The 16701-nt window shown below is 44.1% G+C and carries 9 protein-coding genes; 7 read left to right on the plus strand and 2 right to left on the minus strand.

The window, feature by feature from the left end:
• Positions 1-261: 261 nt before the first annotated feature.
• Genes H3L98_RS03550 through H3L98_RS03565 form a run of 4 tightly spaced genes read left to right on the plus strand, consistent with a single transcriptional unit; the run spans position 262 to position 4680 of the window.
• Positions 262-909 carry a heteromeric transposase endonuclease subunit TnsA gene (locus H3L98_RS03550; RefSeq protein ID WP_027022731.1) on the plus strand — a complete coding sequence of 216 codons (648 nt, stop codon included), beginning with the start codon at positions 262-264 and terminating at the stop codon, positions 907-909.
• Positions 906-2771 (plus strand): Mu transposase C-terminal domain-containing protein, encoded by a 1866-nt coding sequence (locus H3L98_RS03555; protein ID WP_027022730.1) that lies wholly within the window; start codon positions 906-908, stop codon positions 2769-2771. The genes H3L98_RS03550 and H3L98_RS03555 overlap by 4 nt, the downstream gene beginning before the upstream one ends.
• Positions 2768-3661 (plus strand): TniB family NTP-binding protein, encoded by an 894-nt coding sequence (locus H3L98_RS03560; protein WP_027022729.1) that lies wholly within the window; start codon positions 2768-2770, stop codon positions 3659-3661. The genes H3L98_RS03555 and H3L98_RS03560 overlap by 4 nt, the downstream gene beginning before the upstream one ends.
• Positions 3658-4680, plus strand: a complete 1023-nt coding sequence (locus tag H3L98_RS03565) for a TniQ family protein (protein ID WP_084481934.1) — start codon at positions 3658-3660, stop codon at positions 4678-4680. Before H3L98_RS03560 ends, H3L98_RS03565 begins: the two co-directional genes overlap by 4 nt.
• Positions 4681-5092: 412 nt before the next feature.
• Here H3L98_RS03565 and H3L98_RS03570 read toward each other — a convergent pair whose 3' ends face one another.
• The gene (locus H3L98_RS03570; protein WP_027022728.1) at positions 5093-6847 is read right to left on the minus strand and encodes a ShlB/FhaC/HecB family hemolysin secretion/activation protein; all 1755 of its coding nucleotides are present in this window, start codon (positions 6845-6847) and stop codon (positions 5093-5095) included.
• Between the two features lie 430 nt (positions 6848-7277).
• On the opposite strand from H3L98_RS03570, the gene H3L98_RS03575 reads away from it, so the two are divergent.
• From H3L98_RS03575 to H3L98_RS03585, 3 genes are all read left to right on the plus strand, one after another.
• Positions 7278-14693 carry a two-partner secretion domain-containing protein gene (locus tag H3L98_RS03575; RefSeq protein ID WP_182078452.1) on the plus strand — a complete coding sequence of 2472 codons (7416 nt, stop codon included), beginning with the start codon at positions 7278-7280 and terminating at the stop codon, positions 14691-14693.
• Positions 14694-14712: 19 nt separating this feature from the next.
• A complete protein-coding gene (locus tag H3L98_RS03580; protein ID WP_156932326.1) occupies positions 14713-15288 on the plus strand; it encodes an SMI1/KNR4 family protein in 576 nt (191 codons plus the stop codon).
• 279 nt (positions 15289-15567) lie between these two features.
• Positions 15568-15891, plus strand: coding sequence for a hypothetical protein (locus H3L98_RS03585; protein ID WP_156932325.1), 324 nt, complete (start codon positions 15568-15570; stop codon positions 15889-15891).
• A 533-nt stretch (positions 15892-16424) separates the two neighbouring features.
• Here the strand turns inward: H3L98_RS03585 and H3L98_RS03590 are convergent.
• A complete protein-coding gene (locus tag H3L98_RS03590) occupies positions 16425-16673 on the minus strand; it encodes a hypothetical protein (protein WP_182078453.1) in 249 nt (82 codons plus the stop codon).
• Positions 16674-16701 lie beyond the last annotated feature (28 nt).

The following is a 16701-nucleotide window of genomic DNA, read 5'->3' on the forward strand; positions in this document are numbered from 1 at the left end:
TCTGTGTGTATGGTTATCAGTGATGACCGCAGTCGCTTTCTTTTGTGAAATACATCGCTATTTGCGACTAAATTCATTTGGATTTCTGATTTTTCACAATGATATTTGCGACTAAAATCCTATTCTTAATAGGATGCCATAAATTTTAACAGCGATATTTACGACTAGATTGTGATTTTTTGCAAAAAATTATTCGGAAATCATGATTGTCATAAACGTATTTTAAAATAGCTGCATCACTTACTTCTAGGGCGGTTCACTATGCCAATCCGAGTTATTCCAAAAAATTACCGCAATATTACAGGTATTGCGCCGCATAATAAAGCCATTGGTACGGCTGGTTACGAATCATCATTGGAGCGTGATTTTTTGACTTTGCTGGAATTTAATTCTGATGTTCAACGATTTGAAGTTCAGCCAATTCAAATTGAATGGTTGGATAAGGCTGGTGTTCGTCATATTTATACGCCTGATGTTTTGGTACATTTTTGTCGTCAAGTAATTGTCTATGAAGTGAAATATCGTAGTGATTTACGCGAAAATTGGTATAGGCTGAAACCTAAATTTCAGGCAGCCTTGCGTTTTTGTAAACGGCATGGCTGGCGGTTTAAATTGATTACCGAAGTGGAAATCCACACTGATTATTTGCACAATGCGCGTTTTCTATTGCCGTATCGGAAGAATGGTTTAAATGGCGAATATTCTGAAGGTCATATGACCATTTTAGATAAGGCAATGTGTGAATTAAAAACCGCCACCCCTAAATCGTTAATTTCTTATATTTTTCAAGATGAAATCAATCAAGCGAAAATTTTACCGGTATTATGGTATTTGTTGGCAACGAAACAAATTGGTGTAGATTTCAATCAAAAAATCACAATGAACTCAAAAATATGGTTTAAAAAATGACGGCAACTTTTTCACTTAAAATTGGTATGCCTGTGATGTTTCAAGGTAGAAATTGCGTGATTATTGCGATGGTAGATTTGGATTTGTTTCACGTTAAAGATAGTGCAACGGGTGCAACTTATCAGGCGCAAGCACAAGATTTATCGCCAATTATGCAGACAGATTTCAATCATCATGTGGATAGCGTAAGTGAGCAGAAATGGCTTGTCGCACAAAAACATTATGATGTGATTGCACCATTATTAGCGACAACGGCATTAACCAAAAGCGAAGTAACAGAACGTGCCAAGCAATATGGTGTTCATGTGAGTACCGTTTATCGCTGGCTGAAACAATACCAGCAGACAGGTGTCGTAACAGGTTTAACACGTCAAACGCGCAGCGATAAAGGCAAAATCGGGCTTTCTGATAATGTGGAAAAAATCATTCAGGAAGTGATTGAAGTGGATTATTTGAGTACGCAGCGCAAATCCATTCGCAAAATTATTACGGAAATTGCACGGCGTTGTCATGAGCAACATTATCCTATTCCGCACGCGAATACCATTCGGGCGCGTATCAAGAAAATTTCACCACAAATTCAGGCTGCTAAACGATTGAGCCGACAAATTGCCGATGTTCAGTTTTCGCCTTTGCAAGGCAATTTTCCCAATGCGGATTATCCGCTTGCGGTGGTACAAATAGATCATACTAAATTAGATATTATTTTGGTTGATGATATTTCACGCCAACCAATCGGCAGACCATGGATTACGTTGGCGATTGATGTATTTAGCCGAATGGTTACAGGGTTTTATATTTCATTTGACCCGCCTAGTGCATTATCAACGGGATTATGTTTGGCGCACAGTATTTTACCGAAAGAACAATGGTTAATGAAACATGATGTTCAAGGGCATTGGGCAGTATGGGGATTGCCACGCAAAATTCATGTGGATAATGCCAAAGAATTTCGCGGAAAAATGTTGGAAAAAGCCTGTAAACAATATGGCATTGAAATTGAATGGAGACCTGTTGGAAAACCACATTTTGGCGGGCACATTGAACGTCTGCTCGGCACGATTTTAGATGAAATTCACGGTTTGGCAGGTACAACATTTTCCAATACGCAACAACGGAAGCAATATAATTCTGAAAAGAAAGCAGTTTTGACCTTATCGGAATTTGAAACGTGGCTCACGGTGTTTATTACCGATGTTTATCATCAGCGCATACATTCAGCGTTAGCGATGTCGCCGTTGGCAAAATGGAAAGAAGGTATTTTAGGCAACGACCAAAAAGCAGGTACAGGGCTACCTGATAAAGTAGTTGATGAAGCTACTTTACGCTTAAATTTTATGCCATTTGAGATGCGAACCATACAGCAATACGGCGTAGTGATGAACAAAATCACTTATTGGCATGATGTATTACGCAATTGGGTTGCCACAACTGAACCAAATAATCCCAAAAAAGCAAGAAAATTCATGTTTCGCACAGACCCACGCGATTTAAGTGTGATTTGGTTCTATGACCCTAATTTGTTGATGTATTTCCCTATTCCCTATCGGGATAGTTCACATCCTGTTGTAAGCATTTGGGAATGGCGTGAAATTCAACGCCAACTAAAACTTGAACAAAAACAAAATATTGATGAGAATATGATTTTCTCTGCTTATACGCGAATGCGCGATATGGAGCAACAAGCTAAACGCAAAACCAAAGCTGTTCGCCGTGCGGAACAGCGCCGTCAATTAGATTCAAGCACACGGAAACCATTACCTATGCCTGCAACACATTTTCAGGCTGCCCGGCTACTTGAAAAACAAGAAAATGATTTTGATGATATTCAACCATTTGATGATTTGGACGATTTATTATGAGTAATGCGCATTTGTCGCCCAAAGTGGTGGAAAAACTTAATCATAGCGATAAACAACGCATTGAATACATATGCTCGCCACGTTGGATAGGTTATCCGCAAGCCGAACAGATTTTGGCAAAATTGGAAGATTTGTTGGTTTACCCACCACAGCACCGAATGCCGAATATGTTGCTAGTGGGCGATACCAACAATGGTAAAACCATGCTGGTATCACGCTTTTTAAGTAAACACCCTGCACATGACAATCCGAATGGCAACCATATTATCGCCCCTGTTATCTTGATTCAAGCACCGCCCATACCTGATGAAAGTCGTTTGTACAATACGATTTTGGATTTATTATATGCGCCTTACAAAGCGCATGACCGTGCTGATAAAAAGCTCGCCCAAGTTTTGTATCTGCTTAAATGCATTCAGACCAAGGTATTGATTATTGATGAAATTCATCATATATTGGCTGGTAATCTCAATAAGCAAAGAGCATTTTTGAATGTGATTAAATATTTGGGTAATGAATTGCAGATTCCGATTGTGGGTGTAGGCATTAAAGATGCTTATCGCGCCATTCAAATGGATACACAATTAGCCAATCGCTTTGAACCTGCTGTATTGCCACGTTGGGAATTGGATAAGAATTTTCTGCGTTTATTGATGAGCTTTGAGCGAATGTTGCCACTGAAACAGCCGTCTAATTTGCATGAAAGGGAATTGGCGAGCAAATTGTATAGTATGAGCGAAGGCTATATTGGCGAATTATCACGCTTACTCACGCGAATGGCGGTGTTAGCTGTTCAACAACAAACCGAATGTATCACATTGAAAATGCTTCAAACAAGTAACTGGATTGTACCGAGTGAACGTAAACGCCAACTGGATAAACTCACATGATTTTGCCAGTACACCCAAAGCCTTATTCAAATGAGTTATTTTCATCGTGGCTGATTCGTTTGGCACACGCTAATGGACTAAAGGTACAGACGTTTTGTCATCTTTTGTTTCCACATTATGAAATATGGAACAGGGATATTGACCGTCATGCGCCTGATTGGTTGATAGACTTGCTGGCTGAAAAAACCGGTTGTTCAGTCGCTGATATTCATAACACAACATTGGATAGTTTTAAAGGTAAATTATTTGATATAAATAAACTTTCAGGGCAATTGTTTTGGATAAACAGCTTGAAAGCCAATCATCGCAAACGCGCTAGTTACGCCATAACTTTTTGTCCGCAATGTTTGGCGGAAGACAAAGAGTCATATTTTCGTCAATCGTGGCGCGTAGCATTGCAGACGTTTTGTCCCAATCATCAATTATTGCAATATGACTGCTGTCCGCAATGTCAAACTTATATTGCATTTCATCGGCAGGAATTAGGCAGACCTCAGCAATTTCAGTTTACAGAATTGAAATATTGCTGGTATTGTCAATTTGATTTGAGCCAGAGCCTGTGTATTCCAGTTGTGTTTAATCATTATGCTATTCAGACACAATGGCAAAATTGGCTGTTTAAGTTGAGTGATAAGCATTCAATATGGCGTGTGGAAGAGTACAATAAACTCAAAGTGTTGCATCATTTACTTGTGGTTAGTACATCGCAAAGACTTGCCCCTAATTTGTATGAATATCTATGCCAACGAGTACAACAAACCCCAATCAACCTAGACCGTAGCCAACGCACTATTTGGGAAAGCCGCAGGCTGTCTGAAAAGCATAGTACAATTTATGCGTGTATGTGGCTGCTGCAAAATTATCCGCACAACCTAATCCGCGCATGGCAGGATAAGGCTTTGCGGTATAATCATTTACTGAAAGATTTTCGGAATTGCCCTGATGACTTTCGGCAAATGGTATCGCAGATGAATCGGAATGTGCATAAAGATTTGTATAATCAAAATAGAGATTTTTGAATTTTTTAGATAAATTGGTTGTAATATTGTAATTTACATTAAATAATTCAGCATTGATTGTGTGTAAAAAACTTATACCATATATGAAAGTATTGGGGTTGGATAAAATGGGATTTTAGGCTTTAATTTCCAAAAGCCTTTTTCTTTCCATTTGTTATCTTGAATGGGCCTTTTACTTTCGGTTTAAGTGAAAATTGATATAAATCATAGGTTTTTGTGCTGTGAAATTAAAAAGAAATCAGGACGGAATCTATGCACATTCCACATCAAATTCTATTAATCTTAATAGTCTTAATGTGAGTTCGGGATAAGAAATCATATTCAATCCGAATTTTTCGCAATTCGTTATCCATTTGACAGATAAAGTGTGGCAAATATTTACAGATTCCTTATTCCGAACTCACGTTTGTCGCTAAAACGAAACATTCAAGCTGACCGCCAGCGTCTGCCGTTTGGTAGGGAAATGCTTGGGACGGCTAATCGGTTTGGCAAGGGACACATCGTAAGACCATGCCCCGCCCGCTTTAATTTGCCCGCGTATGCCCACTGCCCCACCTGCTAGGGTTTGTCCCAGCAGGTATTCGGCTGACGGTCCCGATACCCGTCCTGCGTCTGCGCCCACATACAGTTGCTGTCCTTTGGCAAACTGCCAGGAAAGGGTATTGCGCCAATACAGTCCGCGTTCTGCCGACAGCGACATTTCGCCGTCAAAACCGCGCACGGTGTGTCGTCCGCCAATGGCGATTTTGTCTTGGGGGGTTAAGGGGGTTTTGTTCCATTGGGCATGAAGGCTGCTGTCCCAAGCAAAGGGCTGTTTGCCGATGGCAAAGGGCAGGTTGATATCGGCATCGGCAGTAATCACTTTCATACGCGCTGTGCCTTCGCCAAATGCCTGTTCGGGGGCTGCTTGTGCGCCATACAGCCCTGTACCGCGTTTATAGGCTAGATTGGCGTTTACGGTGGCTTTGCCCCAGTATTCTTTATGGCTGATGTTGGCAGTCCAACCGCCGGTGCGGCGGCGTTGCACTTCTACTTCGGCATCATCGATATAGCTTTGGGATTCTTTGCTCCACAATTTCAGCCCGACATGGGTTTTGCGTTTGCCGTCCCGATACAGCAGTCGGCTAAAGCCCAAATCGGTGCTGATGCTTTTGCCGTTATAGTCGTAGATTTGGTTGGCTCCTGCCACGGCTTGGTGGTAGCGGTAGCCGTTGCGGTTGAACGACCATTGCCATTTGCCTACGGGAACGGAATAGTGTAGGGAATAATTGGCGGTTTTGCCTTTGACTTTGCGTCCGTCTTCATCATGCAGCCGTGGGGTTTTGCCCAAGTGCCGTCCGTAGGACACATAAAACATATCGCTTAAACCCAAGGGGTTGTCTAAAGAAACGGTGGCGGTGCCTTGGTATTTGCCAGTGGCTTTGCTGCCGCCGTTATCGGCACTGAAGCTGGCACGGATGGGGACGGTTCTTTGTTGCCACGCAATTTGAACGGTGCTTTCATTGGGTTGTTCGGCGGGGGCGATTTGAATGTCGGCTTCGGCGGTGGGAATGCGTTTGAGATTCTCCAGACCTTGTTCTAAATCGTGTAGGTTCAGCAGTTTGTCGCGGCGGGTGGGAAATTCGTTTTGAAAGGCGGCAATGCGCCCGCTGTGGGTGTGTTCGCGGTCTTGCTCGGAAACCTGAAAGGATTTAATGAAGCCTGGCATCAGGGTCAGTTGCAAACGCCCTTGGTTTAAGTCTTGGGGGGCGGCGAGTATGCGGGTGGTGGTGTAGCCGCGTTCAATCACTTTGTTCTGCGCCAAGGTCATGATGCGGTTGATGTCGTCTGCATTCAGACACGCACCTGCCTGAAAACCGCTTTGGCGTTGGGCGTATTTGAGTGCAAAGCCGAATTTGTCGGCATATTCGCCGACCAAATCTATTTCGTGAATGGGAAAACAGGGACCATGGTTTTGAGTGGCGGGGGTAAACTCCGTTACGCCCTGCGGGGCAGGCAGACGTACGTCCCGCTCTTCCTGCATCTGCTGTTGCAACTGCTGTCTGCGCTGTTGTTCTTGGATATTTTGCTGCTGCTGGATGTCGGTTAAGGTTTCGTTGAAGGTTTGGGCGAACAGGGTGGGGGAAAAGGCGGCAAAAACCGATAGGGTGAGCAGACGAAGGCGCATGGTTACGTTCCTGTTGGGTAAAAAAATAGCGGCTATTTTAATTACTGCGTTTTGCCAAACGGGGTAAAGGGCGTATGGTTTCTGCTTTTGCTGTTTAAAGATTTAATATTTAAGGAAAAATAATTTTAATCAAGGACTAGACTATTTTGCTTGATTTTTATGTCTTAACTGCTCTTGGAATAAAAGAAAGATGAATAATAAACAATTGACTACCTGATAAATATTCCCATTTTAATGGTTGGTAAAAAGGCTTTTTTATACTAAAGCGGGACAAATTCGTTGTCATGGGACAAATAATCGCCGATAATCTGCCCGCTATGGCATTTTGCCACTAATTTATTGAGTTTTGTATATTTTTAACGTGGTATCTGTTTCTGTCTGATACGGACGGATACCCGCTTATTTTTTACTTGGAAATAAAATAGCCGCCATGACTGAAGTCCGCACTAATGAATCCAAAACCGCTACTTTTGCGCCGTCCCTGTTGCATTTCTCGCTGATGCTGGCAATGGGAACGGCTGTGATTGTGCCGGCTGCGGCTGCGGACATTCAGGCGGATCAGTCTGCGCCCAAAAACCAACAGCCCACGGTGTTGAACAGTGCCAACGGTATGACCCAAGTCAATATCCAAACGCCTTCCGCAGGCGGGGTGTCGGTCAATCAGTACCGTCAGTTTGATGTGGACAGCCGTGGTGCGATTTTGAACAACAGCCGCCGCAATACGCAGACGCAGTTGGGCGGTTGGATTCAGGGCAATCCGTGGTTGGCAACGGGCGAAGCCAGAGTGATTGTTAATCAGGTTAATTCCGCCAATCCCAGTTTGTTAAACGGTTATATTGAAGTGGGCGGCAAACGGGCGGAAGTGGTGTTGGCAAATCCGGCGGGAATTCAGGTGGACGGCGGCGGCTTTATCAATTCGGCAGGGGTAACGCTGACAACGGGGCTGCCTTTTATCCGCAACGGGCAGTTGGACGGTATTCAGGTGGCGGGAGCGGGTAAGGTGGGCATCGGTAAGGGCGGTTTGGACGGTCGTGATGCCGATTACACCCGAATTTTAAGTCGTGCCGCCGAAATCAATGGCGGGATATGGGCGAAAGATTTGCAAATTACGGCAGGGGAAAATGATTTTGATGCAGCAGGTAAGCATACGCCCCGTTCATCGACCAATACTCCTGCCGTTGCCATTGATACTGGCGAATTGGGCGGTATGTATGCCGACAAAATTACTTTAATCAGCACCGATAAAGATGCCACCGTCCGCAATCAGGGACAGATATTTGCCCAGGCGGGCGGGGTCAGTATTGATGCGGCGGGCCGGTTGGGCAACAGCGGGACGCTGGCTTCACAGGGCAGTGCCGATATTCGTGCCAAGCAGGTGGAAAACAGCGGCACGGTGTCGGCAAAAGGACAGTTGAATCTGCGGGCGCAGTCGGCGCAGAATACGGGTGCGGTATTGTCGGGCGGGGAACTGAATGTTCGTGCGGACGCGCAATTAAACAATCAGGGCAATATTCAGGCAGCACGTTTGGACGTGGAAACACCGCGTTTGGATAACAGCGGTGTGATGTCGCAAACGGGTTTGCAGGGTTTGGCGGTGGAAAGTGCCGGCAGTTTTACCAACAGTGGCAAAATCGGCTATCCCGAAGCCGATGCGCCGACTGTCGGCGGTGGCAGCACAGCCGCCCCGTCTGCCCCCACCCCTGGCAACAGTGCGGGGGCGGGTGGCAGTGCGTCTGCGCTCACTACTCCGCCGGCGGTACAGAACTTTGCCGCCGGCAGCATTAAAACCGGTCAGGCATTAAACAACAGCGGCAGGATTCAGGCCAACGGCGGTATTGATTTGACCCTGCACAACGGTTTGAACAACCGTGGCGAAGTCAATCTGAACAGCCTGATGGTATCGGGCGAAACCTTGTCCAACCAAGACGGCAAAATCTTGGCGCAAAGCACGGATATCCGTACCCGTACCGTTCAAAACGACCGTGGACAGATAACGGCGGGTAAAGCCTTGAATGTCCGCAGCGAGCAGGTCAGCAACCGTGCCGGCAAACTGCAATCGGCGGGCAATGCCGACTTAAATGTTTCCCAGCGTTTGGATAATCAAGGCGGCGAAATTACCGCCAATCAAGCCCTAAACATTCACGACCAAGGCGCAAAAACCCTGCACCTTGACAATACGGACGGCAGTGTATTGGGCGGCGATGTGTCAGTGCAAAGCCAATCCCTGAACAATCGGGGCAAACTGGCGGCTGCCCGTGATTTGTCTATTGATGTTAAAGACGATTTACACGTTGAGCGCGATTTGGAAGCGGGCAATGCTTTAAGCATCAGCACCGAAGGCAGTCTGAATAATACCCGCAACCTTACAGCCGAAGCTGCCGTTCAAGTGCGCGCCAAGCAGAATGTCAGCAACCGTGGTCTGATAAACAGCAACGGTCTGACCCGTGTGGAAGCTGGTCAGGAACTGCTCAATACCGGGACGGGACGGATTTACGGCAATCATGTGGCTTTGGCGGCAGATAAGCTGAACAACCGCGAAGAGAACGGCAAAGCAGCGGTGGTGGCGGCGCGTAAGCGTTTGGACATCGGTGCCAAACAGATTGTGAATCAAGAAGGCGCACTACTGTCCAGCGAAGGGGATTTAGCTATTGGCGGCAGCCTGACAGCCGAACATACCGCCCAAGGGCGGGCAGAGAGCCTGATTAACGGCAGTGCTGAAATCCGCTCTGCTGGAGATATGGTTTTACGAACTAATAACCTATCTAACCGCAATTTGCATTTCAAAACTGTTGAGCGTGAAATTGATGGTTCTCGTAAACAGATTACAGAGTACCAACCAAAAAATGAGAATAAACGTTTTGATTCTTCAAATGTAACTGGTTGGGGCGAAGCGGAAACGGTTTATTTAGATGGTCGGCGAGTAGAAGACTATACACGTTATATTTATACCCGTTATGAAACTCAACACGAAGTTGAAGCAAGCTCGCCTGCCATCATTGCTTCTGGCGGTCGCTTGATTTTAGACGGCTCAAATTTACAGAACGATAAAAGCCATATTTTGGCTGATGGAATTGATATTATTCAAAATGATGTCCAACAAATTGATGGAGAAGGCGAACACCGTATCCGTGTAACCGATAGTACAAAGCAAGACCATTGGGTTGGTTGGAATCGCAGAGGAACAAAGCACAGGTCCAAATGGGGAGATAAAGCAAATTATCCACTTGCTGATATTGTCAAACCCATTAAACTGAATGTATCGGTTTATGACAAAAACCATCAAGGTAAGGTGGAAACACATTTTGCAGAAGGTGTTTCTACGACCACTATTGCAGGAGCAAATCATGACCTGTCTAAAATTTTAAGTTTAAATACAGGGATTAAATTACCAAATAGTAGTTTATATACAGTTAATCCAACACGCTCCGGTTGGTTGATTGAAACTGACCCTGCCTTTGCCGATTACCGTCAATGGCTGGGCAGCGATTATATGTTGCAGGCATTGAGCATTGACCCTGCCAATACCCACAAACGGCTAGGGGACGGCTATTATGAGCAAAGACTGGTTAATGAACAGATTAACCGTTTGACTGGCTTCCGCCGTTTGGACGGTTATCAAAGCGATGAAGAACAGTTTAAAGCCCTGATGAACAGCGGCGTAACCGCTGCCAAAGCCATGGGGCTGACCCCTGGCATAGCCCTGACCGCCGAGCAGGTGGCACGGCTGACGGCTGATATTGTGTGGCTGGAAACCCAAACCGTTACCCTGCCAGACGGCAGCACCCAAACCGTACTTGTCCCCAAAGTCTATGTGGTGGCGCGTTCCGGCGATATAAAACCTACGGGGGCATTTATTTCAGCTAACGATTTACGGTTAAATGCTTCCGGCACATTAGCTAACAGTGGTTCGCTCAATGCCCGTAAAGTAATGGTTTTAGATGTGGAAAATCTCCGGCATCTGAACGGCTCTGCCCGCGCGGATTCCTTAACGGTTCGTGCTGGGAAAAGTATGGATATTCAAGGGGGAACATTTACCGCCAAGGATTATCTCGGTGTACATTCTGATGGTACATTGAATCTGACAGCAGACAGCGTAACAAGCGAAAAAAACAGTGCCAATTCAGAAAGCCAACACACAAATTTAGGTCGGATAGCCGGTTTGTATGTAACAGGTGCTAACGGCACGCTGTCCCTGTCTGCCCGTGATTTAAATGTGCAGGCTGGTAAAATTGACAATCAAGGTACGGGCAATACCGTTATTCTTGCAGAAGACAGCCTAAATATCGGCACATTACAAACTGGCTATCGGCACAGTCATACCCAAGACGAACACAATTACCAAATTGACGGTATCAAACAAGCTATCGGCAGCAATATTAACGGTAAAGGCAATGTGCTGATTCAATCCAACGGTACTGCGTCAATACAAGGCAGCAATCTGAAGAGTGAAACTGGTATATTGGCAGTGAAAGCCAAGAATTTGAACATTACTGCCGCGCAAAACAGTAGTGAGTTTGAATCAGCACACCGTCATACCGATAAACGTCTTGTTGGTAAATCCACCGAAACATACCGTCATACCGATAACCGCACTGAAGCGGTATCCAGTGTATTGAGTGGCAATAAGGTTCTATTGCACAGTGATGGCGATATGCACATTACTGGCAGCCATGTGGTATCGGACGAACATACCCAGCTGACGGCAAAAGGCAAAATCAAAGTTGATACCGCACAAAGCACCCGTCAAAGCAGTACCCTGTCTCAAAAAGACCGTTCAGGTATCAGCATAGATGACGGCAGTCTGTTGTTTGGCAAATACAAAAAGGGTGAAGCTGCTACCCAAGGCGAAGTCAGTAGTACTGTCAGCACCATTGGCAGCATAAACGGAAAAGTGGACATCTATGCAGATGGCAATATTGATTTGACCGGTGCCGATATTATTGCAGCCAAGGGCGGGAGCATTTCTGGTAACAATATTAAAGACCATGCAGTGATTGATACCGCCGATAGTGAACTGACCCGTTTTAAAGAAAGTAACGGCTTATTTATCGGAGCAAAAAGTAATGTGGCTGATGCGGTTGCCAATATTCAAAACAGTGGAAACCGTGCCGCACAAAGCGACAATCCGCGCCTACAAGCCTTATATGCGGCTAAAACAGCTTATGGGGTCAAAGATTTGGCGGCTATTGCGGCAGCTACGCAAGGGCAAGGAAATGGTGCAGCGAAGGAAGCAGAAGGAAAAATTACCATAGGCATTGGCACGCGCCGAAGTGAAAGCCATGACCGCGCCCATAGTGAAACCGTACGCAAAACTACAGTGTCCAGTGAAAAAGGCAGTGAATTTGTAATTCAAGCACATGGCAAGCAGACACCCGATGCGGGCGATTTGCTGCTGGAAGGAGTGGATTTCAATACAGGGGACTTGGTTTTAGATGCTAAGCGTGATTTAAAAATCGGCAGTACGCAAGCACGGCAGAATCAGGAAAGTGAAAGCCGCAGCATGAGTGCGGAAGTAGGAGTATATGCTGCCGGTCAGTTAGGCGGTAACGGTGCCAGTGGCGGCATCGGTATCTACGGACAAGGCAGCTATAGCAAATCAGGCAGCACCTTGGAAAGTATCGGGCATGAAGAAAGCACAATTAATGCTGACAAACTGACTTTGCGTAGCGGCCGCAATGCGGATTTGAAGGGGGCGGTAGTCAATGCCGAGCGCATAGAAGGCAATATTGCCGGTAATTTCACTTTGAGCAGTGAACAAGATACTGACCGTTATCGGCAAAAAGCCATTTCCGGCCAGTTGGAAGGACGTTATGCCATCTACGGTAGTGATAGTGGCGCTCAAGGCAATTTCAGTTATAGCGACAGCAAAAGCGATTATCGTAGTGTTCAAGAGCAAACCAAACTGCACGCTGGAAAAGGCGGATTGGATTTATATGTCGGTGGGCATACCCAATTAAACGGTGCGGCCATTACCAGTGATGCGGATAAAAACCTTAACCGTTTCAGCACCCAAACTTTAGGCCACAACGATTTGGAAAACGAAGCCGCTTATCAAATGCGTGGTGGCAGTATCAGCTTTAATACCAACGGCGAAAGTCCCATGGAAATGTTGGGGAACTTGGCGGCTGCTCCCGGTTTGGCGATGCCGGTGGGAGATAAGAAAAGCAGCACTACCCACGCCGTTCTAACCAAAGGCAATATTGAAGTACGCGGCGATGCCAATGGCAGCAGCCTGAAAGGCATTAAACGCCATGACGAAGGTCATCAGCCGTTGGAGCGGATTTTTGACTTGAAAAAGGTCAGCGAGCGTCAAGAGATGGCTCAATTAGTCGGCGAAGTCGGCTTCCGGGCCGCAGGCGATGTAGCAGGCGCAATGGGGTGGAAAGAAGGCAGTCCAGAGCGTTTGGCATTGCACGGCTTGGTAGGTGCATTGCAGGCAAAAGCGGCAGGAGCGGACATTAAAGGCGCAGTAGCAGGTACGGTAGCGACTTCGTGGCTCAATACGCAGGTTTCAGAATATTTGCAGGAAAACAGCAATCTCAATGAAAATCAGCGCAAAGCGGTGCAACAATGGTTAGCCGTAATGGGTGGTGCAGCAGTTGGAGAAATTGCGGGAAATGGTAACGGCAATAGTGCCTTGGCAGGTGCTGCGGCAGCCAGAGATGCGGAAACATTTAACCGTCAGTTGCATCGAGATGAAATACAATTAACAAAAAGATATGCTGAAGCTATGCAAGGGCATGTCAGAAAAGTTGAGGGAAAAGAAATTTCTTTGGAAGAAGCCGAACTTCGTTTACAAAAACAAATTTTAAGATGGGTCGATAAAAATTCAAATGATGGTTATACTGATGAAGTTGCTGTTTCTGCATTGGGTATGAAAGGCCAAGATAAATATTTCGGTTGGGACTATAGGGACTATGCAACGAGAAACCCTAACGCATATAATAATTCGGAAATCTTTAAGCAACATACAACACAAACTCATAGAGATAAATTAAAAAATTCCCATGCTGGTATATTGAATGATGAAATTAAAGAACGACACAAGCAAAATGGAGACTTTGCGAGAACATTAATAGAAGGGGTTGCCCAATTTATCCACCCTAAAGGTAGGTATGCTGGTAAAGCTGTAGATTATCTAGGAGATGCCAAACCTAAAACAAGTGGTGCAGACCCTTTACTGGCATCAGTAAATACAAAAAAAGCTCATTCTGATAATAACATTGGAAGAAATAACACCAAGAACGATACAAAATTACAACAAAAAATCACTGATAAAGGAAACCAAATAAAAGTTTCTCACTTAAGTGATGCGAGTAGGAAGGAATTTGCTGACATTAGGAGTTTTTTTAAACAGGATAAGAATACCAGTATAGCTCAAAAAAGAAATTCTTTAATAAAAGGTAAACCTGAAGACCTTGATTCTATTTCTATTGCAACAGCAACTGTTTACCATAAAAATGGGCAGGCTACCCATTATTTATCTGTTAGTGGCACCAGTTGGAGTGGTAGAGCTCCTGGAGAAATTACAATTAAAGGTAAAAAATACACTGTAATTCGTAGTGATAATAGGGTGTTACCTGACCGTACTCGTAAGGTAAATGATGGCAATTCAATACAAACCAATTTTAATCATGCGGAAAAGAAATTGATGAGCTTTATTACTCAGCAAAATCAAAGAAACCCTAATATCCATAGTGTGGAAATAAAAATTCAAAACAGCAATAGAGATTTTCCTGGAGCATGTATGGGATGTGGTGGGGGCAATGGTCATGGGGGGAGCATTAGTGATTTTCAAAAACGCAATATGAATATCAAAATTAATATTGAGCATGGTTCAAAATAAACAGAATAGGAATTTAATTATGACGACTTTACTGGAAACCTTATTGGCTATCCGCCCCAAGCATAATGATTTTACCCGTCCTGAATTAATTCAGGGGTATAATGAAACAGAAATTCAAGAAATTGAACAACGTTATAATTTGTCTGTACAAGGACAATTTAGGGAATTTTTAATGACAATGGGCAAATGTTCAGGAGGGGTTCTTTTAGGACAAAATTTAACTATATTTAATCCCAATTATCAACCAACTAGTCAAAGTTTTGGTATTGAAAACCAGCAGTATTGGTATGAACATGAAGATTTATTTAATTTTTTTCAAAAGGAGAATATTAATCCAATACAAGAACAACTGCTCTATTTAGATAATAGAAATGAGCATATTTCTTTTTATTTCTTATTTACCAATAGAAATGAAAATATTGTATACGAATATGATAGCAATCTTGATGAAATTAAACTTAATGAGTATGGAACATTATTTGATTATTTAATCTGGTGTAGAAAGGATATGATTGCACAGTCAAAAAGATGGATGCAAATATTTAATGCAAATCCTAATCGTTTTAAAGAATTGACAACAGGTCGTTTACTGTAAAACAGGGGGTATTCAGGTTGAATTGAAACGCAGCACAAGCCCCAAATTTCCATTTTATATGTTTGTTTTATTGATTTCTCGTAATCATCAGGCTGCTTGAATCTCCATTCAGGCAGCCCTGCTTCTCTGTCCGCCCAAATCTTACAGGGAAACACCCCCACCCACATCAGCACAAATGCCTTAGTCTGACGGGCTGTAAAAGTTTAAAATTACATAAAACCTATCAATGGCCGAACGCGAACAATACCACTGAAAAATACACAAACAGGAATGTAATTTATGAATCAAGATGAAATCTTAAGTCAATTAAAAAGTATTATTTTGCCATATATTCCAGAGAGCGATGATAAAGTCCAGTTTGGAAGCAAAGCCTATCCAGACGTAGGTCAAATAGGAATTGAAAGAATTTCATCAGAAAAAACAAGCGAATATATTGAAATATCAATAGATGAAACCTGTTCACTTCACAATCTGATGCTGAATTTACAAAAATGCCAAAATTTTAGTTCCGAACCGTGGACACATTTCCAAGCTATTGTTTACCGTTCAGGTCATATAGATTGGCAAAGCGTGGACAGAACCGTGAGCGATATAGTCCATTAGTTCCCGCATTTGAACAGTCAAGCATTCAGGCTGTTCACACGCTTGATTTGTCAGCACAGACATCAACACAGGGCAGACACTATACAGCAGCATTGCGTTAATATGCTGCATCAGCCCTTCCGTTATTGTGCTGTGTGCGGAAACCGTTTCAAATAAATAATCAACGGTTTGGGCATGGTTTTGAGCCGCCAAAAAATCCTGAAGCGGTTTACCCTGAACGGTTAAACTTTCTTGTAAAAAGAAAATCGTATCGCTTAAAGTTAGTGTTGAGCCTTCAATCGCATTGCTGTGCTAGGTCCACAAAGCGTGTAGCTTTTCCCCGCGTAACCCGCCATAAATCCGAGTGTTCGGGAACGCAGTGTTTGTAGCGGATAAAGCGTTCATGCAGTTTGTCCACTTCATTAAGCAAGGGCAGTAAGGATTCGGGGGTATGCTTGGGGTAGATGCTACGGTGCGGCGACCGATGGGGTGGCTTCATCAGGAAAAGTATCTTTGCTGTTTAGGGGATTTCTATTTTCAATATCGTTATACCCTTAAGCATTTTTTTGAAATTGGGGAAGTAAGGGCAATGCCTTGTATTTTTTAATCATCTCTTGAAGAGGCTTGACTTCCGAATCCAAATCAATTTCTTCATGCGGTGTCGCATAAGTCCAATGTCTTTTTTCTGCCAAAAAGTCCATTAACTCTTCATATTGTTCAGAGTTTTCCATTCTTAAAGCAACGATTGATGTTGCATAAGCAATCAGGTCAATCAGACTTTCTTTTTCCATAATGGTCGCCATTTTTTAGTCCTCTTGAATGTGTTGGGGT

The organism is Conchiformibius steedae (assembly GCF_014054725.1).
GTDB lineage: Bacteria > Pseudomonadota > Gammaproteobacteria > Burkholderiales > Neisseriaceae > Conchiformibius > Conchiformibius steedae.

Coding starts and splice junctions, on each gene's coding strand:
- H3L98_RS03550 (WP_027022731.1), top strand. CDS start 262: ATGCCAATCCGAGTTATTCCAAAAAATTACCGCAATATTACAGGTATT.
- H3L98_RS03555 (WP_027022730.1), top strand. CDS start 906: ATGACGGCAACTTTTTCACTTAAAATTGGTATGCCTGTGATGTTTCAA.
- H3L98_RS03560 (WP_027022729.1), top strand. CDS start 2,768: ATGAGTAATGCGCATTTGTCGCCCAAAGTGGTGGAAAAACTTAATCAT.
- H3L98_RS03565 (WP_084481934.1), top strand. CDS start 3,658: ATGATTTTGCCAGTACACCCAAAGCCTTATTCAAATGAGTTATTTTCA.
- H3L98_RS03570 (WP_027022728.1), bottom strand. CDS start 6,847: ATGCGCCTTCGTCTGCTCACCCTATCGGTTTTTGCCGCCTTTTCCCCC.
- H3L98_RS03575 (WP_182078452.1), top strand. CDS start 7,278: ATGACTGAAGTCCGCACTAATGAATCCAAAACCGCTACTTTTGCGCCG.
- H3L98_RS03580 (WP_156932326.1), top strand. CDS start 14,713: ATGACGACTTTACTGGAAACCTTATTGGCTATCCGCCCCAAGCATAAT.
- H3L98_RS03585 (WP_156932325.1), top strand. CDS start 15,568: ATGAATCAAGATGAAATCTTAAGTCAATTAAAAAGTATTATTTTGCCA.
- H3L98_RS03590 (WP_182078453.1), bottom strand. CDS start 16,673: ATGGCGACCATTATGGAAAAAGAAAGTCTGATTGACCTGATTGCTTAT.